This window comes from Pseudoalteromonas porphyrae (assembly GCF_001298125.1).
Lineage (GTDB): Bacteria > Pseudomonadota > Gammaproteobacteria > Enterobacterales > Alteromonadaceae > Pseudoalteromonas > Pseudoalteromonas neustonica.
Map to the genome: position 1 here is coordinate 113,956 of NZ_LHPH01000004.1, position 23,782 is coordinate 137,737.

The following is a 23,782-nucleotide window of genomic DNA, read 5'->3' on the forward strand; positions in this document are numbered from 1 at the left end:
GATTTATATATGATCGATTCTTCTTTGAGTCCCTGGGCTCGAATACTTTCCAGTTCCATTACCCGATTCGGTGAGCTTAAAACCGCAGCAATTTGCTATGCGTTATTAATAGTGGTGTCGTTGATTTTATCTTGCATGTTTTATTATGTCGCTGTTGGCGAGGTAATGTTAGTTGATATATTTGCCGTGGTTTTTTTTACTGCGGTGGTTTCTCCTATTATTATAAGCGTGCTGATTAACTCCATACGTCAGCTAGATGCATCCTATGCTTATTTAGACACGGCAACTAAACAAGAAAAGCTTTTAAATCAAACACTAAAAGACAATATTAGTCGCTTGAATATTGAGATAGATGAGCGGAAAATGGCTTTTCATGCCAAGCATCGTGCAATCGAAGAGCTCAGACACGAAATTGCAGAGCGTAAAAAGACACAACAAGAGCTCGCGCAACAAGGTATGTTATTACGATCTATTGTCGACTCCTCTCCTGATTTGTTTTATTACCGAGATAATAATGGCGTTTTTGCTGGGTGTAATAAAATGTTTGAACAAGTAATGGGTAAATCAAGTCTTGAACTAATTGGTAAAACCGCAGAAGAAATTTACCCAACCCATTTTTTACCTGAAGTATTAATCACCGATAATAAAGTCGAAGAAACTCATACCGCCTTAACGCTTGATGTGGAATATCCGGTAGGGAGTGAAAAGCGTTGGTTTGAAATGCGTAAATTACCGTTTATCAATGATGATGGTGAATATATTGGGCTATTGGCATTTGGACGTGATATCACTAGCCGTAAAGAGGCAGCGCAAGCACTTGAAACTGCCTATAAAGACAAAGGGAAATTTATTGCCACTTTGAGCCATGAATTGCGAACCCCACTCAATGGTATTGTTGGTTTAACACGAATGCTGCTTGATACTGAGCTTGATAAACAGCAGCGCAGCTGGTGTAACACGGTATTTTCTAGTGCAGAAACACTCGGCAATATTTTTAATGACATTATTGATCTAGATAAAATTGACCGTGAACAACTTGATATTGTTACCGACTCAATTAATGTATCTGACTTTATTAATGATGTGGTTAATTTTGCAGGATTAATAGCTGAACAAAAAGGTTTGGAGTTTGAAATTCAACGAAAAGGTATGTTGGATGTATATGCAAAGCTTGACCCCACACGTTTACGTCAAGTGGTATGGAACCTTATAAATAACGCCGTTAAGTTTACTAAACAAGGTCAAGTACAGCTTGAATGTCGTAGAGAAAATAGAGCATGCGGCCCATGGTTGGTTATGAGTATTACAGATACAGGGCAGGGAATACCACAAGAGCAGTTGCATCGAATTTTTGATATGTACTATAAAGCACCGGATTTAAAAGGGACTAATGCTATTGGTTCAGGCATTGGCTTAGCGGTAACAAAAGCTTTAGTCAGTGCAATGCAAGGCGAGATCCATGTTAGCAGTACTGAAGATGAGGGAAGTTGCTTTGTAGTTGAGATACCGCTGTCATTGTGCATCGCGCCCACAGAACAAAGTTATGCGGGTCGCAGTTTGAATATCTTACTCGTTGAAGATGTCCCATTGAATGCCGAAATTGCGACCAATTTGCTTGAACAACGTGGTCATGAGGTTATTTGGGCTGAAACTGGGGAAGATGCTTTATCATTTGTAGCGACAGAAGATGATTTAGATTTAGTACTGCTTGATATGCAACTACCAGACATTAACGGTGATGAGGTTGCAAGACAGATCCGTGAAGATGACTATTTTGATAAGTTACCGATTGTTGTTCTTACGGCCAATGTACGTAGTGCTGAAGAAGAACTTGAAGGTATATCAATTCAAGGTGCTTTAGCTAAGCCGATTAATACCACCAAGCTTGATAAAATGTTGGCTGAATTGTTTGATATAAAGCAAATTCAGCAGTGCGACGAAACCCGCTTAACAGTAAGTAAAGAGGCAGGAGCACATATCAATACTGATTTACTCGATGTTGAAACAATAGAAGACTTTGTTAACTCTATGGGCATAGTAGTTTTTAAGCGTAGTAGCAGTTTATTTGAAAAGCTTAACCCGCAATATCAACAAGAACTTGCGACCTCTTTAGCTAATGGTGATCGTGAAGAGTATAAGTCTGTTGCGCATAAGCTTAAAGGGGCCGCAGGCTCAGTTGGTTTAAATGACGTACAGTTACATGCGAAAGTAATGGAACATGGCGCTATAGAGGAAGATGAAGACGTTTTACATATCTGGCTAACTGTTTTAGCAGATAAAATAAATGAAGGACAAATTGCCCTTCATTCATTCTTACAGCAATTGGAACGTTAATGCTGTGGGTTTTGGTAAGATTGATATTAACTATCAATCTTACCAATGAAGCGATAACCTTCACCATGAATGGTGCTGATTAGTTCAGATGTGCTGTTGTCGCTTTCAAAGTGTTTTCTAATGCGACGAATTGTCACATCAACAGTACGGTCATTTGCACGTAATTCACGACCAGTCATATGTTTTATTAGCTGTTCACGGCTAAATATACGACCTGGAGAATCTAGCATTAAGCGTAGTGCTCTGTATTCACCTTTAGGTAAACGTTTAGCATCACCGTCAGGGGATGTTAAACAACGGCTGTTCTCATCAAGTTCCCAACCATTGAACGTGATTACACCATTTGTTTCAAGGTTTGATTCTTCACCACCAAGTGCAGTACGAGAAATCAAATTACGAGCACGAATAGTTAACTCACGAGGATTAAACGGCTTAGTTATATAGTCGTCTGCACCAATTTCAAGGCCTAAAATACGGTCAACATCATTATCACGACCGGTTAGGAAAATAAGACCTACGTTACGCTTTTGACGTAATTCACGTGCTAAAATCAGCCCGTTTTTGCCTGGCAGGTTGATGTCCATAACTACAAGATTAACATCATCATTATTTGTAAGCTTGTCATGCATGTCATCGCCATCAATGGCTTCAATAACTTTGTAACCTTCAGCTTCAAATAAACTAACGAGGTTTAGTCGAGTTACGTCTTCATCCTCTACAATCAGAATGACTGGCGTTTGCATTATTAATTAACCTTTTTCGGAATATTTTATTTACAATTAATTCGGTATTGTATTATAAAACCGAATACAGAGATTATAGGAGTATATCCATTTGTTAACAAGTAAAATCAATTTGGATGAAATTTAGAAACAGCTAATATTCGAGATTGCACTTTAAAATTACTACGCAATAGCTGTTGCTTATTGATATACAGTCGGATTTTATTCCCTTCTTGGACCAAGGAGGCAACACCACCTTTATCTAAAAAATTGATGCTTTCACCAACTGTTAAGGTGTCTAAGGAAGTAGCATCGATCCAAAGAGGGATTATATCATCTTCTAATGTTTCATCAATGTATGTGATATCGCAAAAGCGAGAAAGTTCAGAAATATGTTGGTTTTTATTAATTAAGACGACGGCAATGGGGACATCTTTTATTTTCAGTGTCGAATTACCCTTTAATATCGCGCCTATGCCTTGCTCAATATCATAAAAACAAAAAGTTATTTGTCTATTTTCATCGTTTCGAGGGAATTCTATAAACTTTGTTAGCTGATATAGGAAAGCAGACTTTACTTGCTCTGGTGATTTTGCTTGCAATAAAAAGGGAGTAAACGCCAAAATAGTTAACAAAACAACCCGAGCAATCATCTTTTAGTTGCCTCTTTTAATGGCAAGGTGATGATGAAACGGGTGCCATCTTGGTTTTGTTCATCAAAATAAACACTCCCACCTAAGGCTTGCGTTACTAAGTTGTAAACTAAATGCATACCTAGACCGCTGCCACCTTCTCCGCGTTTAGTGGTTACAAATGGGTCAAAAATACGTTTCTTAATTGATTTATCTACGCCAATACCATTATCGGTATAATGAATGATTAAACTACTTTCGTTGCGCTCGACAGTGAGCTCAATTTCATTATCGATGCTATCTTTAAAGCCATGAATTAATGAATTACTCAATAGCTGCTGTATCACTTGCTGCAATGGTCCAGCTTTAGTTTCCATTACTAAGGTGGATGGGCAATGAGTTGTTATTTTAGGGTCTTTTGACTTTAAGTCAGTACGCATAGAGAGTAATACATCAGAAATTAACTCACTGATATTAACTAAAGCATTTAATTCCCCATCTTGACTAACGGCAACTTTTTTAAAGCTTGAAATAAGCTCCGCAGCTCTATTGAGGTTTCTATAAATTAAATCTAGGTTTTCTAAACCATCGTCAATAAAGCGCTTGAGTTGATTTGACGTAAGTTTTTTCTGATCAAATCCGGCACTGATCTCAGCTAATTTATCGCGTAACAAAGTTGAACCCGTGATCCCTAAACCAATTGGTGTATTTACTTCGTGGGCAACCCCTGCAACCATTTGACCAAGAGACGCCATTTTCTCGCTTTCGACAATTTGATTTTGATATTGATGCATTCTCTCAAGGGTATCTAATAGCTCTTGATTTGCTTCACGCAGTGCAATGGTACGTTGATTAACTTTTTCTTCTAAGCTTTGGTTTAGTTGCTTTATTTCTTGTTTATCGTTCTTGTGCCGTTCAATTTGGTTTTGTGTACGGGTCAACATAATATTCAAACTACTCGATAAAATATTTATCTCGGTAATGTTAGTCTTTGGTGCACGAGCACTATAGTTATGATTTTTTGACACATCTTGTAGTAAAAGGGTTACTTGATCGATTGGATCAACAATTCGTTTTTGTATCCGCTTGGCGACAAAGTAAACCAGCACTAAAACGAATAAGGTCAGAATGAGATCAACAATGATCTTTTTATTTATGTAGGCATTAAGACGCTCTAAACCACCACGTATATAAACGTATCCTTTAACTTCATTTTCGTACATGATTGGTTTTATTAATTCTATATAGTTTTCAGTTATTTTTGGTTCTTTTAACTCTTCAATGTTATCAACGCGTATTGGTACTGGAGGGGTTTTTTTAGCATTGAAACTGGTGAAAAAAACGGCTTTATTAGATATCTCATCAATAGCATAAATGTGGATGTTTTTAACTAATGGAATGCTTTCAAATGACTTAAGTCGTTGTTCTTCGGTTTTCCTATCTTCAAATAATACCGTTACTTGAGCGTTAAATGCTGTGATTTCAGCAAGAATATTCAGTTTATTGATAATTAATAGCTTTTGCTCTTTGACATCAAGGTAAGTCGAAATTGAAATCGATAGGGATAAGCACAAAGCTGTAACAAACATTACTGCGCTGATCAGAGCTTTACGTATACTTGTTTGTGGTATCGGTTTAGGCATTGTCGGAATGAAGCCTGAATATTGTTTTTTTGTTTAAGTAGCCGTAAGTTTAGCAAAAACCTAGCAAAGAGACTAAAAATATAAAAAAATTGTTAAAAAGCTGCCATTTTTTATTATTTAGCAGCTTCATTGAAGCCTGACCTGAATGTGGGAAAGCCTGGTAATTAACTGCTATAAACTGAAAATTTATTCGTTTTATGCACGGTTTGATAAGTGCCGAATTGAGTTTCTAGAATAGGCGGGTATTTCAAAAAGCAGTTAGCAACAATCGTTAGTTTACCTTGTTTAGTTAAGTGTTGCTTAGCCCCACTTAAAAATTGTTCGGCTACAGTATAGTCAGTCGCGATACCGGTATGAAATGGTGGGTTTGAAATAATAAGCTCAAACTTCCCAGTCACATTAGCTAAACCATCACTAAGTAAAGCTTTGCCGTTTACCGCATTTAATGCCAACGTTTGCGTAGTTGCATAAGCGGCAAGGGCGCTTACATCTGTACAGGTAAAATTCAATGCTGGGTTTTTTAGACCTAAAAAGGTAGCAATAAGGCCTGCACCACAACCAAAGTCGAGTACATTACCAGATTTAATAGTCGGTGCATTCTCTAACAGTATTTTTGTACCACCATCAAGCTCACCATGATTAAATACGCCTGGAATACTGATTGCATTGAAACTAATCCCCGCAACATCAACACTAAACTGTTTGTGATAACGAGTTATTGCAAATTCAGCTAACGTTTTTATGTCTGAAAATAAATACAAGGCACAATGACGAGCGCTATCAATTTTATTACTATACTCGCAGTGGCAACTAAATTGCTTTTCAATCGATTTTACGCCGCTTTTATTCTCGCCAACAACCAATAATTCGGCATCAGGGTTAATAACAGCGCGTATATTATCAAGTGTCATCAAGGCTTCTGGTTTTGCTTTTGGGTAGTAATAGATAACTAAGTCAAAATGTTTACTTGCTATTTCATGGCTAACACACACATCAATATCATTGATGTTTTTAGCAAACTCACCATTAGCATGATTGTAGCTAAAGGCTGTAATCTTGCTGTTTGGATTTAACTGCTGTAGCTGTGACAAAAAGCCATCTTGTACAAAATTAACCACTAAAATAGAGTCCGCCGTTAGGTTTGCGCTATTGCGTAGTAAAAGTGAACTTGGGTTGGTTAATGCGCTCATAAATGGCTTTGCCTTAAAATTAATTGATTTAACTAATGCGTTCGAACATTAAATCCCAAACGCCATGACCTAAACGATGACCGCGTTGCTCAAATTTCGTCAAAGGACGTAAATCAGGTCGTGGTACGTAATCGTTAGTTTCTGACTGGTTTTTAAAGTGTTCAGCAGTTTGCATTACTTCGAGCATGTGCTCAGCGTAGTTTTCCCAGTCAGTTGCCATGTGAAAAACACCGCCAATTTTTAATTTACTGCGCAGGCTTTCAACAAATGCTGGTTGTACGATACGGCGTTTGTGATGGCGTTTTTTATGCCATGGATCCGGAAAGAATAATTGCACTGTGGTAATGCTGCCTTGTGCAATACAATCAGCAAATACTTCAACAGCGTCATGTTCAAAAATACGTAAATTAGTGATGCCTGCTTCATCAGCATCCATCAAACATGCACCAACACCTGGGCGGTGTACTTCAATACCGATAAAATTAAGGTGCGGTGCGCTTTTGGCCATTTCGACCAATGACTTACCCATACCAAAACCGATTTCTAAAACAACATCGTTGTCATTACCAAATACTTGGGCTAAATCAAGCATACCCTGTTGATGCTCAAGCCCCATAGTTGGCCAGCATTTTTCAATTGCCGCAGCTTGTCCTTTAGTCAAACGACCTTCGCGTTTAACAAAGCTGCGAATTGTACGAATATATCTACCTTCTTGCTTCGCTTGCTCAAGGTTATCGTTACTTGAATCACTCATATATTTTGGCCTGATGAAAACAACATGTCTTAAAATGGTGGCATATTATCCCTGACCACGGCGTTGATCACAAGGCCTTATCTTTTGCGCATGTTTATAACTTGATATTTTAACTCACTGCAATAGACTGAGCGCCATTAAGGGGCGGGTTTAAAAAAGTAGTTATTTTGAAGTTAAACAACAGTGAAACAAGCTGGTTTTCACAGCAAGTAGTCGATTGGTATCATCTTTATGGGCGTAAAACCTTGCCTTGGCAATTAAATAAAACACCTTATAAAGTCTGGGTGTCTGAGGTGATGCTACAACAAACCCAAGTCGTTACTGTTATTCCTTATTTTGAAAAGTTTATGCAAAGTTTTCCTGATATTATTGCTTTAGCAAATGCAGATGAAGACCAAGTACTGCATCACTGGACGGGATTGGGCTATTACGCCCGAGCGCGTAACTTGCATAAAACGGCAAAAATAGTACGAGATCAATACAATGGTGAGTTCCCAACAACGTTAGATGAAGTTGTTGCCTTGCCCGGAATAGGGCGCTCGACCGCTGGGGCGGTTTTATCGCTGTCACTTGGTCAGCATCACCCAATTTTAGATGGTAATGTTAAGCGTGTGCTTGCTCGGTTTTTTATGATTGAAGGTTGGTACGGGGTAAAGAAAGTTGAAAATCAACTCTGGCAACTATCAGAGCAGTTAACCCCGGAAAAGCAAGTAACGCAGTTCAACCAAGCAATGATGGACTTAGGCGCTAGCCTTTGCTCTCGTAGTAAGTTTGATTGCGAGCCTTGCCCGTTGCGATCGCGTTGTGGAGCATATAAAACGGAGCAGGTGAAACAATTTCCGCATTCTAAACCAAAAAAGGCAGTGCCTAAGAAAGCATGTCATCAATTAATTATTCAATGTGATGATAAAGTCTTAATGGAAAAAAGACCTAGCTCCGGAATTTGGGGCGGTTTATTTAGTTTTTTTGAATTCGAGCAAAAATCTCAGTTAGATACTTTTTTAGCGCAGCAAGGGCTTGATGTGGTAACCGAGGCCGTTGAGCCGTTTACTCATGTATTTTCGCACTTTGAATTAACTATTAACCCGCATGTACTTATTTTGCATAAAGTACCCGATGTGGTAAATGAACGGCAATTAGTATGGTACCCACTTGATGAGTCAATCGAGGTCGGTTTAGCGGCTCCAACTAAAAAGCTAGTTAAACAAATCAGCGCAATGGTTTACACTAGCTAATATCGTCTTAACAGAGCACAAGAGAGCAATCATGGCACGCACTGTATTTTGTCAAAAATTACAAAAAGAAGCCGAAGGGCTTGGTTTTCAGCTTTACCCAGGTGAGCTTGGTGAAAAGATTTTTAATAACATTTCAAAAGAAGCATTTGCACAATGGCAACATAAGCAAACAATGCTGATTAACGAAAAACATTTAAATATGATGGATCCTGAGCATCGTACTTTTTTAGAAGAGCAAATGGTTGGTTTTTTATTTGAAGATAAAGATGTGGAAATTGAAGGTTACCGTCCACCAGAAAAATAGTTTTCAAAGCAAATAAAAAGGGCTAATTTAGCCCTTTTTATTTAACTCAATTAACTCATTCGTTGAGTTCATCTTGTTTTTCGGCATTTCGCACTTGTTCTTTTAGAAACATTGCCACTTTCGAGTATTCAATTTCTAGGTTATCGCGTTGCTCAATTAGTTGATCACTAGTTAAATCTTGTTCTTTAGCATGGCTTTCAAACTCTTCAGCTAACTCTGCAATTTTTTCAGCGCCAATAGTTTTAGATATAGACTTTAGCTGATGGCATGTCTCAACAATGCTTTCAAAGTCATTTGTCATAATGGCCGTATTGATATCTTTTGTTAATATATGGCTTTGCTCTAAATACATTTTGAAAAAACGAATTTGTTTTGCCTCATCGTTATTAATATATTTAGCAAGTACATCCATATTAATCGGTGTAACAGGTTTGCTTATAGCGTCTGGCAATGGCCCTTGTTTGCTTTTTACACTCCATTGCTCAAGTGTTGCTTCAAGGGTATTGAGCTCAATGGGTTTTGTTATAAAATCATTAATACCGGCATTTAAACAGCGCTCTTTCTCGCCTTTTAATGCATTTGCAGTTACCGCAATAACATAAGGCTGAGCGTTTATATCTTCTAAAAGAGCGGCTTCATCACGTATTTTTTCTACCATGTCGTAACCAGACATTTTTGGCATATGCAAATCAGTTAAAATAAGTGGGTAACGACCTGTTTGCCACATTTTTAAACCTTGCTCACCATTATCAGCGACTTCAACCCCATAACCAAGTAAATGCAACTGATCGGTTAATACCTGTTGATTTAAAATATTGTCTTCAACAAGCAATACGAGTTTATTTTCTTCTCTGGCTTGTTCAACATTCAAGTAATTATTTAGTGTTTTAACTGGCTTTACTTGTCTAGGCGTGTGTAAACCAGCAGCAACTAGCAGAGACATCATAAAGTTTGATTTACATAAAGGCGCAGCATTTAGGTAAAAAATGTTTTTATGGTTTATTGCAGCTTCGTCTAACTTGCTTAGCACAACCACTTGTTGGTTATTATCCTCTAGCGTATAAAGTAATCGGCGTAACAGGTAATTTATATCGTCCATTGAGTCTATACTATCAAGTACCCAAATCACCCCGTGACTATCTTGATGTTCCTCTATCTGTTGTGGACTTTGTGTGACGATTGTTTTAGCGCCCATAAAGGATAGGTAACGATTAAGTGTTTGCTGTCGAGTCGGGTGGTCAGTAACAAGTACTACGCGGTGGTCTTTTAGTGTGTTTTTGTGGGCATACTTTATGGTGTTCTCAGTGCTAAATGGTAGCTCAACAACAAAATCACTACCGATACCTATATCACTGGTAACCTCAATAGATCCCAACATTAATTCAGTTAAACTTTTACAGATAGATAAGCCTAAACCCGTGCCGCCATATTCGCGAGTAATAGACCCCTCAGCTTGAATGAAGGGATTAAATATTTCACGCAGTTGCGCTTGATTCATGCCTTTACCATTGTCGCTAACACTAAAGCGTAGAGTAAAGTGGTCGGCTGTATTTTGTGCTACCTCTACGGCAATACGCACATGTCCTAAGCGTTTATCATCGGTACTGGTAAACTTAATTGCATTACTACATAAATTATAAAGTACTTGGCGAACACGCACTGTGTCACCAATTAGGTTAATTGGAATATCAGGGGCAATAGCGAGCTCTAGCTCTAATTGACGTTTTTTGGCAATTGATGATAAAACACGAGCCACTTCTTCAATAGTATCGGATACTGAAAATGGGATTGGGTCGATATTTAATTTTCCGGCTTCAATTTTTGAGAAGTCGAGGATGTCATCAAGAATACCTAATAAAGAAAATGCAGATTCACGTATTATTGTACTTAGACGATGTTGTGCGCCATCGAGCTCTGTTTGGCGTAGTAAATCAATTGTACCAATAACACCATTCATTGGTGTGCGTATTTCGTGGCTCATAGTCGCTAAAAACGTGGTTTTTGCTTCACTGGCTTGTTCAGCTCTTTGACTCGCTTTTTCAAGGGCTAAAGTACGGTTATGAACCTCAGTTTCTAGGCTACTTTGTAGCTTATGTAAATCTTGCTGTGCGACGTCATTATTATTTATTGCGTTTTGTACTTGCTCAAGTAGGTGGTTGATATTTTTAGCCACAATATTAAGGCCTAGATCAAGCTGCTCATTTACACTACTTTTATAATTACCTGATTTGGTAATGCCCTCTAACTCATTAGCAAGTAAATCACTGCTTTTACGGATCCGTGTATTGATATACACATTGAAAAATAAAGCTAACAAAAATAGACAAATAAAAGCAGCTATGGCTAAAGCTATAGCCAACTCAATTGAGTGTTGTGGTAAAAGAGAGGGCGAGCTGATTTTTTGTCTTATAATTAATTCTCCAACAGGCTGATCATTTAAGCTTAGCAGGTGATGAAGGACCCCTTGTTGAACTTTATGCTGTTGAAGCTTGATTGGTTCAATCTTGTCCTTATTACTAGCAAAGACTAGCTGCAGTGGTTGAGTTGGTGAATATCGATAGAGGTAATAATCAAACTCGTTATTAAGGATAGAGCTTAAATCAAGTAACTGCTTTACATTATCTTGCCCGGGTCTGGTCAGGGCATCAACTAAAGGTGCATTCAATTGCTCGGCCAATACAATTAAGCTTGGCGTATCTTTAGTTGCTTTAATATCGAATTGCTGGCTTGGGTAAAATGAATAAGCAACAACCGCGAGTGCTGTTACCGCTAGGTTTATTATTAAAAAAAGAGGCAATAAGCCTTTCACAGGAGAAGAAAATTTACTCTGCATTTATTATCCAACTTGTCTATTATCAACCGCAATCTAAACAGCTGCTTGTGTACTTAAATCAATCCTATCATTTACTCGGAATAATTCACTACGTTTTTAGTCTTGTTATACATAAAGAGATTAAATTACTATAGAGCTTGAGTGAAATGCTAAATTGGTTGTCTTAAAAAGCAGCGTTTATTGCATTTATTAAACAGTTTGTTGAAAAACCGTGCAAGCAACTATAAAGAATAAAAAAAAAGTTGACTTAAAAGGGCAAAACCAGTTTAATACGCCGCACGCCCAGATAGCTCAGTCAGTAGAGTTAAGTGGGAATGTATTGAAAATCCTTTATGGTTTTCTATTAAAACTGAAATTGCCCAGATAGCTCAGTCGGTAGAGCAGAGGATTGAAAATCCTCGTGTCCGTGGTTCGATTCCGCGTCTGGGCACCATTATTTAGTAATAGTGTTTAAATCAATTGATTAAACATTATTATGCGTGCCTTAGCACACAGTTTTGTGTGCCGACTTAGCTCAGCTGGTAGAGCAACTGACTTGTAATCAGTAGGTCAACCGTTCGACTCGGTTAGTCGGCACCATTTATAAAAGGTTAAATGTAGATTTTTTACAATTAACTTGCACAGTTAATGTGCCTCGATAGCTCAGTCGGTAGAGCAGAGGATTGAAAATCCTCGTGTCCGTGGTTCGATTCCGCGTCGAGGCACCATTTATTAAAAGTTATCAATCTTTAAAATTGATAAAGTGCCTTAGCACACAGTTTTGTGTGCCGACTTAGCTCAGCTGGTAGAGCAACTGACTTGTAATCAGTAGGTCAACCGTTCGACTCGGTTAGTCGGCACCATTTATAAAAGGTTAAATGTAGATTTTTTACAATTAACTTGCACAGTTAATGTGCCTCGATAGCTCAGTCGGTAGAGCAGAGGATTGAAAATCCTCGTGTCCGTGGTTCGATTCCGCGTCGAGGCACCATTTATATTAAAGCCCTGCATTTGCGGGGCTTTTTTGTATCTAAAATTTATGTAATCTCGGTGGCGGCCTCGAACTACGTTCGATTACAAAATACATCCTTGTATTTTGCCCTACGGGCCATCCTTCGGATGTTAAAAATTGTTCCAGACAATTTTTTGCCGCGTCGAGGCACCATTTATATTAAAGCCCTGCATTTGCGGGGCTTTTTTTTTGGAATATGCTAAACAAGTGGTTGGCAAGGAAATACCATCAATTTTAACGTCTCAGCGGTGTGAATTTTTAACCTCTGAAAGTTCCTCATAAGTCCGTGCTTATACCAATCTGCATAAATATTTGAACAATCTAACGAATTAAATCACGGTATAATGTCGTTAAAAATTTTTGCCTAGTTATAGCGCAATCTTCTTGTCATTAAATAGACCCCATATCTACGCTGATTGGTATTACTACAAGCAACAAAGGCTTTTTATGGGCCTTAGATAAACTCTATTTCTTTTACCCCCAGTTCAACCCCCAAAACCTGCGATTTATCGTGACCTTTGTTTTATTTGTGTAATGTTATGTAAAGTCAGTTGAGCTATCTCACTGGCAGTGCTTGAATTACACTCATAAATAGAAGTAATTCAGGTTTTTATATGATTTGGCAATTTAAGCCGAGTTTAGTGGCGGTTAGTGTTTTGCTACTCAGTGCATGCAGCAATCAGTTTAACCCTACTGAGCGAGAGCAGGATATAGCAAATACCCCTGAGCAATGGCAACAAGCCAAGGCTTCAGCATTAAAGGTTGAAGATAATTGGCTTCAGCAACTAGAACACCCGCACGTATTTGCATTAGTTGAGCAAGCGCTTGTAAATAACCAGCAAATTTTGCAATCAGGGTATGACGTTGCAATTAAACAACAGCAATTAATTGCATCGGGCGCGGCTTTGTGGCCGAGCTTAGATTTATCTATGCGTACCAGTCGAAGTAAAGATAATCGCCCTGTTAGCTATAACAATGCGAGTTCGGCAAACTTAACGCTTAGTTATGAAGTTGATTTATGGGGCAAACTTTCAGATGCACAGCGTCAGGCAAATCTGGACTTTTTAGCGCAGCAAGCAAGTTTTGAACAAACTAAGCAGCGTTTAGTCGGCGATGTTGTAAGTAGTTGGTTTAATGTTATAGCGGCACAAAAATTATTGGCGTTGTATCAACAACGAGAAAAAAACGCTGAGCAAAATCTAGCGATTATTGAGTCGGGTTATCGTCAAGGTTTAAATGATGCACTTGATGTTTATTTAACGCGTAACGAACTCAATACGGAACGTTCTCGTATTGCCGGTCAACAAGCAACACTCAGTCAAGCAATTCGCACCTTAGAGCGCCTAACAGGGAATTACCCAAGCGGTGCATTAAGTGTTGAGGCTGATTTACCTTTATTAAATAAATCTATCCCTTTAGGTTTACCTTCAGAGCTGATAACGCGTAAGCCGAGCTTGATGGCTAGCTGGTATCAGTTATTAAGTACAGACGCCAGTTTAGCCTATGCCCATAAACAGCGTTTTCCAAGTTTAGACCTTAGCGCTACTTTAGGGGATAGCACTGCGCGGGTGAGTGATTTGTTTTCGCCATCAAGTTTAGCATGGTCATTAGTAGGCAGTATTTCTATGCCGCTTTTTGATGCAGGTAGGCTCAGTGCTAATGAAGAAGCGGCGCGTTTATCTATGTTACGCCAAGAGCAAGTATACCTAGCGAGCTTATATGATGCATTTAACGAGGTTGAAACGGCTATTTCGCAAGAGCAATCTTTGCAAATACGTTACTTAGCTACGCTTAAAGCGCAAGAAAATGCGATTGCAGCTGAGCAACTTTCTTTTGAACAATATCAAAATGGTTTAGTAACTTATACCACAGTGCTTGATGCGCAAGACCGTTCTTTTGATGCGCAAAGCTCCGTGATTGAAATTAAGAATCAACTAATCATAAACCGAATTAATCTCCATATTGCCCTTGGTGGCGATTTTTCACAGCCAACCAACGAATCAACTGAGCAATAATTATGAATATCAAAAAAACCAAAATTATTATCCCTGCGGCCATAATCGCAGCTACGGCCTTGTTAGTGATGTTTATTGGCTCAAATCCACCAGAGGCAAAGCGCTTTGGTTCACCACCTAAAGCTAAAATTAGCGTTACAGTGCAAGCGTTACAGCCTCAGCAGTATCAAGTGATGATCGATAGCTTTGGGACTGTAAAACCGCGTACACAAAGTATTTTAGTGGCGCAAGCATCAGGGCAAATCATCGATAGTAGCGAACAATTTAGGGAAGGTGGTTTTTTTGAAAAAGACGATGTACTTTTACAACTTGATGATAGAGATCACCGAGCAGAAGTAAAATCAGCCCAAGCCAACTTGCTAACAGCACAGCAAGGCTTTCAAGAAGAGCAAGCACGCAGTCGTCAAGCTATCGTTGACTGGCAGCGTTTAGGTAATGGCGAACAAGCAAGTAATTTAGTGCTACGCGAACCACAACTAGCAGCAGCTAAAGCACAAGTGCTTTCAGCGCAAGCACAACTTGAAAAAGCGAACTTAAATTTAGAGCGCACTAAAATAACAGCCCCTTATGCAGGGCGTGTGTTAAGCCGCAATGTGGATCTTGGTCAGGTCGTGAGTAACAACACACAATTAGCGACTATCTATGCCATCGACAGTGTTGAGATACGTCTACCAATTAAAAATAAAGACTTACCTTTTATTGATTTACCAGAGCAATTTAGAGATGGCATGAACAGCGCTAGTGGCTCAGTCGTTGAATTTAGCTCTAACTTAGTTGGCGTACAAAAATGGCAAGGACAAGTTGCCAGGACTGAGGGCGCAATTGACGAAAATGCACAGCAACTTTATGTTGTTGCGCAAATTAACGATCCTTATAAAGCAACGACTCAAAATCAATACCCTATTAAAATTGGTCAATATATTAAAGCGCAAATCAGCGGCAAATTAGTTGCTGATGTATTAGTTATTCCAAACAGTGCCATTTATCAAGGCACGTATGTTTATATTGTTGAGCAAGGTGTACTACAGCGTAAAAATATTCGTTTAGCGTGGCAAAATGCTACGCAAGCAATTATTGCCGAGGGTTTAAAAAGTGGTGATAAGTTGGTGCTTACACCGCTTGGGCAAGTTAGCTCAGGCACTGGCGTTAAAGTCATTGGTGAAGATGAAAAAGAAAGCGAGAAACCTGCCCGTAAAAGACCCTCGCGTGAGCAGCTAGAAGCGATGGCCAAAAAACAAGGGATCACCGTAGAAGAACTTATACAAAAGCGCAAAGCAGCACGTCTGCAAGGAGATAAGGCATGATAGCTTGGTTTACTAAAAACCATGTTGCAGCAAACTTATTGCTCATTAGCATTGTTTTTGCAGGTTTATTTAGCCTTACCACACAAATACCATTAGAGGTTTTTCCATCATTTGAAACGGACCGTATTAGCGTTAGTGTCTCTTTACGAGGCTCAACCCCAGAAGACGTTGAACAAGGGGTAACAATCCGTATTGAGGAATCAGTACAAGACTTAGAGGGCATTAAACAAATCTCAAGTCGTTCGTCTGAAGGTTCAGCTTCAGTGAGCATTGAAGTTGATAGTGGCTACGATCCTCGAGAGCTATTGGCTGATATAAAAAGCCGAGTTGATGCAATTAATACCTTTCCTGCTGACGCTGAAAAACCAGTCGTCGCTTTAGCTCAGCGTAAGCGAGAAGTTATTGCCGTTACTGTTTCCAGTGATTACGGTGAAAAAGAAACGCGAGAATACGCTGAGCAGGTTCGCGATCAATTACTGCGTCTACCCAGTGTGACTCAAGTTGAACTCAGTGGCGTACGCGATTATGAGCTGGCCATTGAAGTAAGCCAAGATACACTGCGCCAGTATAGTTTGAGTCTCAGTGATATTTCACGGGCGATATCAAATTCAAGTACTGACATCTCTGCAGGAAATTTAAAAACAGAAGGGGGCGATGTGCTTATTCGCTCTAAAGGGCAGGCATATCGTAAAGATGAGTTTGCTCGTATTGCTGTTAAAAATCAAAAGGATGGCACAATTATTCGCTTAGGTGACATTGCAACTATCAGCGATGATTTTGAAGAAACTCCTGTACGTACACGTTTTAACGGTAAGCAAGCGGCTTTTATCGATGTCTATCGCATTGGCCCACAAAGCGCTATTACGGTTGCCGATGAAGTAAAAGAATACATCGAAGGTCAGCAAAATAAATTACCACAAGGGTTTGATTTAAGTTACTGGGATGATGACTCCGAGCTGGTTAAAAGCCGTATTGCCACACTAACCACCAATGCGTTGCAAGGCGGTATTTTGGTACTGGCATTATTGACGCTATTTTTACGACCTGCTATCGCTTTTTGGGTATTCATTGGCATACCCGTGTCATTTATGGGCGCATTTTTAGCCATGCCATTATTTGGTGTAACGCTCAATATTATGAGCTTATTTGGCTTTATCTTGGTGTTAGGGATCGTTGTTGATGATGCCATTGTTACCGGTGAGAATGTCTATACTCACCTGAAAACCGCAGAATCAGGAGAGCAGGCCGCTATTCTTGGTACTCAAGAAGTAGCAACCCCAGTCACGTTCGGTGTATTAACCACCGTTGCTGCATTTTTACCGCTGGCGTTTATTGAAGGTGGCCGAGGCGCACTGTTTGCTCAAATTCCTGTGGTGGTGATCCCGGTATTATTATTCTCACTGATTGAGTCTAAATTTGTACTACCCGCCCATTTAAAATATATAAAACTGCGCCATGAAAAAGGCGAGCCCTCTAAATTTGATAAATTCCAACAGCGTTTTGCTGACGGGTTTGAGCTTGCAATTTTAAAGTATTATCAACCGTTATTAAATCTGGCTCTACGCCATAAACTTGCCACGGTAAGTTTATTTGTTGGGATTTTTTTGATTATTTTAACCATGATCACCAGTGGTTGGACTAAGTTTATCTTTTTCCCACGCATACCAAGTGAAACGGTACGCGTTAATTTAACATTGCCTACAGGCACTCCATTTGAAGTAACTAATAAGTACGTGATTGATATGTCTGATAAGGCTCGTCAATTACAAGACAAGTATCGTGATAAAGATAGTGGCGAAAGCGTTATTTTAAATATTTTAGCAACGACTGGTGGACGTGGCGGAGCTTCTAACTCAGGCAGTGTACGTTTTGAAATAACCCCTGCTGAAAAGCGCGATTCAGATATTGGCTCGCGAGAGCTTGCCAGCGAATGGCGTGAACTAATTGGTGTGATCCCAGGTGCTGAGAGCTTAACCTTTAGGGCTGAAATCGGCCGTAGTTCTGATCCAATTGATGTTCAGCTCACAGCAACTTCACTATCAACGCTACAAGAAGTGGCCGAGCATGTTAAAACGCGTTTAGCGACTTACCCAACGGTGTTTGATATTGCTGATAGCATGTCCGATGGTAAAGAAGAGCTACAAATTGAGCTAACAGAGCAGGGCTTAGCGCTGGGTTTAAATCGTGTTGATGTATCACAGCAAGTGCGTAATTCATTTTTTGGTGCGCAGGCACAGCGTATTCAGCGTGGTCGTGATGATGTACGAGTTATGGTGCGCTTACCCATTGATGAGCGTCGCTCAGTGGCTGATTTAAAAGATATTCTTATTAATACGCCAACCGGTGGCACAGTACCGTTATCACATGTGGCAACGTTAGTTCCGGGGCAAAGTCCATCGACGATTAACCGTATCGACCGTTACCGTACATTGAACGTGACTGCTGATATCGAAAAAAACAACACTAATATGACGGTGCTTCAAGCTGACTTAAAAGTGTTTCTGGATGAATTAGTACAACAATACCCAGGTGTTAGTCACTCTCTCGAAGGAGAAGCAAAAGAGCAGCGAGAATCCTTTGGCTCGCTTGCATGGGCGCTGGTTTTTGTATTCTTTATTATTTATGGATTATTAGCGATTCCATTCAAATCTTACTTACAGCCTCTTATAGTAATGAGTGTGATCCCATTTGGCATGATAGGTGCTGTTGTAGGGCATTGGATCATGGGCATGGATCTAACTATTATGAGTTTGCTAGGGATGCTGGCTTTGATCGGAGTTGTGGTCAATGATTCGCTGGTATTAGTTGATTTTATTAATAAAAAGCGCAGTGAAGGCGGCGAATTACTGGAAGCTGTAAAAATGGCGGGTGCATCGCGTTTTCGTCCTGTTATGTTAACGAGTTTAACGACCTTTATCGGTTTAATGCCGCTATTGTTTGAAAAAGCCACCCAAGCGCAGTTTTTAATCCCAATGGCAGTCAGCCTTGGCTTTGGGATAATTTTTGCAACCTTTATCACTTTGTTATTAGTGCCTGTTAATTACCTATTGATGGAACGAGTGCAAGGCTGGTTTAAGTAGTTGTTAAGTTGATAACTTTAAATGCTTGCAGATTTTTAAGATCTGCAGGCATTTTTTTCAACTATTTTTTTCAGCTAAGGTAAACTGGATACAAAGCATTTAATTTCAAGGTCTCATAATGATTGAGTATCCAGTAGATCAACTTCCCCAGCTTATTGATGAGCTTTTACAGTGTGATACCACAGAGCGTAAAAACAAGCTCTTAGCTGATGCTAAAGAAATTCTCTCAACCGAACATTTATCATTATTATTTGAGGCGTTACCAAAAGAGCAGCGTCTTGATATTTGGCAATTACTTGATGAAGACACTCAGCACGAAATATTTATAAACTTAGGTGCAGATAGTTGTCGTTGGTTGTTACAGAGCCTTGATGAAGCAGACGGTTTTAAGTTACTTGATGAAGTAAGTGTTGAAGAGCTGCTTGAGCTTGAGGAAGTGATCCCTGAGCGTTTTGTTGAATATGCACGTCGCCAATTAGATGAAGTACAAACAAGACAGTATGAATTAGCGCAACAATATTCACCAGAACAATTGGGCCATTGGCTTGATTTTGATTCCTTAAAAGTATCGGAAAAATTAACCGTAGGCGGGGCGAAAAAAATTCTGCAAAAAGGCCTGCCTCAATATACAGAGGTTATTTATTTAGTAAGTCGTAAAGGTACATTGATTGGCGAGGTGTCAGTAAATGCGCTACTCAAAGCACAAGATTCCGATTCGTTATTGAGCTTTGCCAATCATGATGTCACTTCGCTGCATGCAGACGATGACTTATATGAAGCGGCAGAAGTGGTGATCCACAGCGAAAAAATGGCAATGCCGGTTGTAAATGTCGATAATAAATTGTTGGGGCGATTAAAAGTTACCTCAGCGTATGGATTACGCCAAGAAGTAACCGATGAAGCCGCTGCAAAAGCTGGTGGTTTACGCGAAGACGAAGACCTGTTTGCCAGTGTTCGTAAAAGTGCTAAAAACCGTGGCATTTGGTTAGGTATAAATTTAGCTACTGCATTTTTAGCATCATGGTTTATTGGTTTATTTGGCGCGACAATAGAGCAAGTTGTAGCGTTAGCTGTATTGATGCCAGTTGTCGCCTCCATGGGCGGAATTGCCGGTAGCCAAACTTTAACCGTAATCGTGCGGGGCCTAGCGCTGGGGCAGGTGACAGATTCAAACCGAAAAGCACTGCTTAAAAAAGAGCTTAGAGTTGGTGCTGTAAATGGTTGTGTTTGGGCTGTGGTTATTGGCTTGCTTACTTATTTATGGTTTGCAGACGTGATGCTTAGCATTACCATTACCGTGGCTATTTTGCTTAACTTAATAGCAGCTTCTGTGTCTGGCGTTGTGATCCCGTCGATTCTGGATAAGATGAAAATCGATCCCGCTTTATCTGGTTCGGTTATTTTAACAACAGTGACTGATATTGTCGGTTTTGTGACTTTCTTAGGCTTAGGTAGTTTATTGTTACTTTAGTACTTTTGAATGCGAAATGTTTTAGTTATTTACTTGCAGCTAATTGATTTCATTTTTATTTCTGTTGTGTGAATCTTTCGTGAAGAACTGGTTGGCGTGTATCATCTAGTTCTTTTTTATCATAAAGTGCCTCTCTCGCAATGACGAGTTATATAATTAAAAAGGAGACATTCATGTCTAAGAAAGAAGCTAAAGCAGTAAATAAAGAAGTTAAATCAATTAAAAAAGAAATCAATGCGCGTAAAGAAAAAGTAGCAAAGCAAAAATCTAAAATTGGTAAGCTAAAAAAAGCACTTAAAAAAGTAGCTTAATTACCATGCAAGCAATACTGATGCTAACCTAGCATTAGTGAGGGTATATAAATCAATATACTTTAGATGCTTGGGCAGTTGCGGTTTAATCGCCGTAATTGCCAGCCTTTTACGTTTGTCACCTTCCAATATAAAACTCACCACAACAGTGTAAGTTAAAATTTTACCGCGGATAATTAGTTTTAGTAGATTAATTATTCAGTAATATTTGTTAATAATTTTATGCAAATATGCTTTAATTGATGTATCACTTTTTCTGTATTAAGTACTTTTTTAGAACCAATGATAAAGACTTGCATTACTGTTGCTTTTTTTATGTGTATTATGCCCAAGCCAGCCTATTCATCTGAGCACTTTAGCGATCACGAGCAATACTGCCTAAACCAAGCAGCTGAAAATTGTTTAGAGTTAATATCAAACAACTTATTACAAGCACAACCAAAGTCTACAAATTGGTATAAATTAAAATCTTATCAGTTAGATTATTTCTACGATACGTTAAATTACAATCAAATAATTAAGCAAATCGAGCCGCTTATTGATGACGAAAGCTTACCATCGGTATTTAAATCACAACTCTACTTTTACTATGCAAAAGCGCTCAATGGCTCTGATAATAATGAATTAGCGCAAGTTTATGCAGATAAAGCGATAGCTAAACTAGAAGACATGTATCAAGCATTCGAAAATCCCTTACGGTTAGTTGAGCTGGCAAATTTGCACTATGTATTTGGTAATAAAGAGCTCGCTTATCAAATATTACTTAGTGTGGGTAATCGATACAGCAAAAGTCGTGATGCTATTTTTAATTTTGAGCTAAATTCAAATAAGGCAAATGTTTTACATGCATGGGGAGATTTTAACAAAGCAGCCAAATTTAGAAAGCTAGCGTTAGATTGGATAAGTAATAGCGACCATCAAACTAAAATAATTATTGCGCAAGGAAACCTCGCGCGGACTTATCAGCTTGCAGGTAAATATGAACTTGCAATAAATTATTACCTCGCGTCATTATCTTATATGGACGGTAAAGAAAGTAATGTTCATTATCCAATATATTTATTACGGTTAGCCGAGACTCATATGCAAATGGGCAGTTTAGCTCTAGCCGCTAAGAATTTAAAACAAGTAAACAAACAAGGTCTAAAAGCAGGCCATTTGGCACTTTACACTAAGTTAGATAGCGCATTATCAAACGTTAAAATTAAATAGCAGTAAATACTTACCTCTCAAATACCATTTTCCTCCGTTTGAATTTACCAATATGGTATAGAGCAAAGTCGTGTCTAAATTAAAATTTTAAAGTCATCAAAACCAATCTTTTTGTAAAGTAAGCTTGACTTTGTGCTGTTTTTACACAAATGTAGTCAAGTAAACTTTACTTTAACTTGATAGAGGTTCATATGTCTAAACAAACACACCTTACGCTCAACCAGCGTAATAAAATGAACACGGCATCTTTAGCTAAATGGACATTATTTTGGATGCTTTCATTAGCATTTGTATCATTTGGGCCAAACTTACTCTGGGAAGGAAATATAATTTTAAGTGTTATTGCTGTGGTTATTAATTTAGCCGTTGGTTTGATGATGATTTTAGCTAATAAGCGTCATTTACAAGGGTTAGATGAAATGCAGCAACGACTGCAACTCAATGCGATGGCAATTACACTCGGCGCTACTTTAATCGTTGGCTTAGCGTATTCATCACTTGATAATAGCGCTTTAATTCCTTTCACAGCTGATATATCTCATTTAGTGATTTTTATGGGCCTTACGTATTTTTTCACAACACTTTTTATGCATAAACAGTTAGGCTGTGGCGAGGAAGGTGAATGAAAAATCGTCTGAAAGTACTGCGGGCCGAGCGTAACTACACACAAGCCAAATTAGCTGAATTACTCGATGTTTCAAGGCAAACTATTAATGCAATTGAAAAAGGCAAATTTGATCCTAGCTTACCTTTAGCATTTAAGGCTGCTCGATTATTCAATTTAAAAATTGAGGATATTTTTGAAGATGAGGAATACTAAAAACGATCACCAAGGAGTTGTTTTAAAGTAATTATCTAAGTGATCAATAAGTGCCCTGATAGCCGGTGATAAATGCTTTCGAGAGCTATACAGGGCATAAATATTTAGTTCATCAGGTTGCCAATCTGGCAGTATATGTATTAATTCGCCACGCGCAATATAACTATTTACTAAATAGGTTGGTAAAACCGTTACTCCAAATCCACTTAATACCGCACTTAGTAATGAGGTTGCTTCATTAGCACAAAGACGACTGTTTAAACTAATTGACTCAAACATTTCTTTTTTACGTAAATGTAAGATATGGTTTGCAAAGTGTTTGTGCGCTAAATAATCATGATTGACTAAGTCGTTAGGTTGATTGATATTAGCGTTATTATGAATGTAATCAACTGAGGCGACAATCGCTGACTTGCAAACGCCAATGGGCTTACCTATTAATGATGGATCGGGGTTTGCGGCAATTCTAATTGCTAAATCAATTTGTTTTTCAGTGAGGTTCGCAGCGACGTCACTCAAGTCAAGTTCAATATTTACCAGTGGGTTTTGTTGTATAAAAGGTTTTATTGCAGGTATAAGCTGTGATTGGCTAAAAGATACACTGGTTGCAACGCGAATAGTGCCTGACAATGCAGCTTTAGGCAGTGCGATTGTACTAAGATGCTCACCTTGTTCAAGCCACTGTTGGATGTTTATTAAATAGGCTTCTCCCGCAGTAGTTAATGAAACCTTGCGAGTTGTACGGTGTAATAAGCGTGTTTTGAGCCAATTTTCCATCGTTTCTATATAACGGCTTACCATCGCGCGCGACATATTCAAGCGATCAGCTGTAGCTGAAAAACTACCTGAATGGGCAACATCTATAAATACTTTTGCAGCGATTAACCTATCCATCAATTAGCTCTATTTTTGAAATAATGATGCTTAGTAT

Annotated in this window: 18 protein-coding genes and 5 tRNA genes; 16 read left to right on the top strand and 7 right to left on the bottom strand. The window is 38.8% G+C overall.

The annotated features are described in order from the left end of the window. Positions 1–9: 9 nt before the first annotated feature. Positions 10–2,334: an aerobic respiration two-component sensor histidine kinase ArcB gene (gene arcB / locus ADS77_RS04880; protein WP_054453212.1), complete on the top strand. Its 2,325-nt coding sequence runs from the start codon at positions 10–12 to the stop codon at positions 2,332–2,334. 26 nt (positions 2,335–2,360) lie between these two features. Here arcB and arcA read toward each other — a convergent pair whose 3' ends face one another. The 5 genes from arcA to trmB form a co-directional block, all read right to left on the bottom strand. Continuing rightward, positions 2,361–3,077: a two-component system response regulator ArcA gene (gene arcA / locus ADS77_RS04885; protein WP_054205424.1), complete on the bottom strand. Its 717-nt coding sequence runs from the start codon at positions 3,075–3,077 to the stop codon at positions 2,361–2,363. A gap of 107 nt (positions 3,078–3,184) precedes the next feature. Next, positions 3,185–3,709, bottom strand: coding sequence for a YfiR family protein (locus ADS77_RS04890; RefSeq protein WP_054205425.1), 525 nt, complete (start codon positions 3,707–3,709; stop codon positions 3,185–3,187). Further along, positions 3,706–5,331: an ATP-binding protein gene (locus ADS77_RS04895; protein ID WP_054205426.1), complete on the bottom strand. Its 1,626-nt coding sequence runs from the start codon at positions 5,329–5,331 to the stop codon at positions 3,706–3,708. The genes ADS77_RS04890 and ADS77_RS04895 overlap by 4 nt, the downstream gene beginning before the upstream one ends. A gap of 164 nt (positions 5,332–5,495) precedes the next feature. Beyond that, positions 5,496–6,521: a 16S rRNA (guanine(1207)-N(2))-methyltransferase RsmC gene (gene rsmC, locus ADS77_RS04900; protein ID WP_054205427.1), complete on the bottom strand. Its 1,026-nt coding sequence runs from the start codon at positions 6,519–6,521 to the stop codon at positions 5,496–5,498. A 28-nt stretch (positions 6,522–6,549) separates the two neighbouring features. Next, positions 6,550–7,275, bottom strand: coding sequence for a tRNA (guanosine(46)-N7)-methyltransferase TrmB (trmB, locus tag ADS77_RS04905; RefSeq protein ID WP_054205428.1), 726 nt, complete (start codon positions 7,273–7,275; stop codon positions 6,550–6,552). Positions 7,276–7,442: 167 nt separating this feature from the next. Here trmB and mutY point away from each other — a divergent pair, with 167 nt between their 5' ends. Both mutY and ADS77_RS04915 read left to right on the top strand, forming a co-directional pair. Then, positions 7,443–8,510 carry an A/G-specific adenine glycosylase gene (gene mutY, locus ADS77_RS04910; RefSeq protein ID WP_211842147.1) on the top strand — a complete coding sequence of 356 codons (1,068 nt, stop codon included), beginning with the start codon at positions 7,443–7,445 and terminating at the stop codon, positions 8,508–8,510. Positions 8,511–8,541: 31 nt separating this feature from the next. Then, complete coding sequence (locus ADS77_RS04915) at positions 8,542–8,814, top strand: oxidative damage protection protein (protein WP_054205430.1); 273 nt, start codon at positions 8,542–8,544, stop codon at positions 8,812–8,814. Between the two features lie 55 nt (positions 8,815–8,869). Here ADS77_RS04915 and ADS77_RS04920 read toward each other — a convergent pair whose 3' ends face one another. Continuing rightward, positions 8,870–11,647, bottom strand: coding sequence for a hybrid sensor histidine kinase/response regulator (locus tag ADS77_RS04920; protein ID WP_054453216.1), 2,778 nt, complete (start codon positions 11,645–11,647; stop codon positions 8,870–8,872). 357 nt (positions 11,648–12,004) lie between these two features. On the opposite strand from ADS77_RS04920, the gene ADS77_RS04925 reads away from it, so the two are divergent. The 13 genes from ADS77_RS04925 (at position 12,005) to ADS77_RS04980 (ending at position 22,851) form a co-directional block, all read left to right on the top strand. Further along, a tRNA-Phe gene (locus tag ADS77_RS04925) sits at positions 12,005–12,080 on the top strand. A 70-nt stretch (positions 12,081–12,150) separates the two neighbouring features. After that, positions 12,151–12,226: transfer RNA gene (locus tag ADS77_RS04930), tRNA-Thr, on the top strand. 52 nt (positions 12,227–12,278) lie between these two features. Beyond that, positions 12,279–12,354: transfer RNA gene (locus ADS77_RS04935), tRNA-Phe, on the top strand. A 59-nt stretch (positions 12,355–12,413) separates the two neighbouring features. After that, a tRNA-Thr gene (locus ADS77_RS04940) sits at positions 12,414–12,489 on the top strand. Positions 12,490–12,541: 52 nt separating this feature from the next. Beyond that, positions 12,542–12,617 (top strand) — tRNA-Phe (locus ADS77_RS04945). 635 nt (positions 12,618–13,252) lie between these two features. Next, positions 13,253–14,653, top strand: coding sequence for a TolC family protein (locus tag ADS77_RS04950; RefSeq protein WP_054453218.1), 1,401 nt, complete (start codon positions 13,253–13,255; stop codon positions 14,651–14,653). 2 nt (positions 14,654–14,655) lie between these two features. Continuing rightward, positions 14,656–15,957: an efflux RND transporter periplasmic adaptor subunit gene (locus ADS77_RS04955; protein ID WP_054453220.1), complete on the top strand. Its 1,302-nt coding sequence runs from the start codon at positions 14,656–14,658 to the stop codon at positions 15,955–15,957. Further along, positions 15,954–19,037 (top strand): efflux RND transporter permease subunit, encoded by a 3,084-nt coding sequence (locus tag ADS77_RS04960; RefSeq protein ID WP_054206737.1) that lies wholly within the window; start codon positions 15,954–15,956, stop codon positions 19,035–19,037. The genes ADS77_RS04955 and ADS77_RS04960 overlap by 4 nt, the downstream gene beginning before the upstream one ends. Before the next feature lie 118 nt (positions 19,038–19,155). Continuing rightward, positions 19,156–20,508 carry a magnesium transporter gene (locus ADS77_RS04965; protein WP_054206738.1) on the top strand — a complete coding sequence of 451 codons (1,353 nt, stop codon included), beginning with the start codon at positions 19,156–19,158 and terminating at the stop codon, positions 20,506–20,508. Positions 20,509–20,681: 173 nt separating this feature from the next. Next, a complete protein-coding gene (locus ADS77_RS22500) occupies positions 20,682–20,819 on the top strand; it encodes a hypothetical protein (protein ID WP_167349699.1) in 138 nt (45 codons plus the stop codon). Between the two features lie 324 nt (positions 20,820–21,143). Further along, positions 21,144–22,031, top strand: coding sequence for a tetratricopeptide repeat protein (locus ADS77_RS04970; RefSeq protein WP_054206739.1), 888 nt, complete (start codon positions 21,144–21,146; stop codon positions 22,029–22,031). Positions 22,032–22,222: 191 nt separating this feature from the next. Beyond that, entirely contained in the window at positions 22,223–22,657 is a 435-nt protein-coding gene (locus ADS77_RS04975) for a hypothetical protein (RefSeq protein WP_054206740.1), read from the top strand. Beyond that, a complete protein-coding gene (locus tag ADS77_RS04980; protein WP_054206741.1) occupies positions 22,654–22,851 on the top strand; it encodes a helix-turn-helix transcriptional regulator in 198 nt (65 codons plus the stop codon). The genes ADS77_RS04975 and ADS77_RS04980 overlap by 4 nt, the downstream gene beginning before the upstream one ends. 6 nt (positions 22,852–22,857) lie before the next feature. On the opposite strand, the gene ADS77_RS04985 is transcribed toward ADS77_RS04980, so the two are convergent. Then, positions 22,858–23,745, bottom strand: coding sequence for a LysR family transcriptional regulator (locus ADS77_RS04985; protein WP_054453223.1), 888 nt, complete (start codon positions 23,743–23,745; stop codon positions 22,858–22,860). Positions 23,746–23,782: the final 37 nt, after the last annotated feature.